This is a genomic window from Corynebacterium sp. HMSC074A09, assembly GCF_001811545.1.
GTDB classification, from domain to species: domain Bacteria; phylum Actinomycetota; class Actinomycetes; order Mycobacteriales; family Mycobacteriaceae; genus Corynebacterium; species Corynebacterium hiratae.
In genome coordinates this window covers 27,533-28,115 of record NZ_KV805161.1, presented here as the reverse complement: position 1 = coordinate 28,115, position 583 = coordinate 27,533, and the positions used below count along the sequence as shown (strand labels likewise).

1 protein-coding gene and 1 pseudogene are annotated in these 583 nt (G+C 57.5%); one reads left to right on the top strand and one right to left on the bottom strand.

Annotation, left to right across the window (positions count from 1 at the left end; all coding sequences use genetic code 11):
• Positions 1-213 (bottom strand): IS3 family transposase (locus HMPREF2807_RS10960; RefSeq protein ID WP_070512853.1); only part of this gene is annotated, 213 nt, incomplete at its 3' end.
• A 74-nt stretch (positions 214-287) separates the two neighbouring features.
• On the opposite strand from HMPREF2807_RS10960, the pseudogene HMPREF2807_RS14245 reads away from it, so the two are divergent.
• Positions 288-446, top strand: a pseudogene (locus tag HMPREF2807_RS14245) (HNH endonuclease); the annotation flags it as partial.
• Positions 447-583 lie beyond the last annotated feature (137 nt).

Genomic DNA, 583 nt, shown 5'->3' with positions numbered 1-583 from the left:
CTGGCGGATCCGTTCAGAATCAGTCGTCGCCTTCGCCTTGTCGCGCATGGTTTTCGTGCGGGCACGCTTGCCGGTGCCGTACTGCTTAAGCCAGGAATAAAGTGAGGATCGATTGACTCCAAGCTCTGCTGAAGCCGCGTGAAGTGAGAGGTCCTCATTGTTTTCGTAGAGGGCCACAGCATCACGTTTGAACTGTTCGGAGTACCTAGGCATGGTGGTAGATTACCTTTCTTCCCAACCCAACCGGGCTGGATATCAGGTGTCTACCAAACAGGGGTCAGGTCCGGGTGTATTTCGGGCCGACGCGTTTTACGGGCAAGCAGCGCCAGGCGCGTGCGGCTGCGGTTGCTCAAAGGCATGATGTGGCGACGTTGAGTTTGATCGAGTCCTATACCGCCAGGGTGAAGAAGGAGTTGGATGCGTGGAATCTGCGTGTCCGCTTGGCAGGCTGTTGCGACCGGCTATTTGGTAGCAGTGTCGTGACTATCCGGTAGCGCTTCAGTGAGTATCTGGTAGCAGCTCAGGGCGCTCGGGATGATACTTCCGGTAGCCGCACCACTCGGGTGCGGCGCGTACTGGAAGG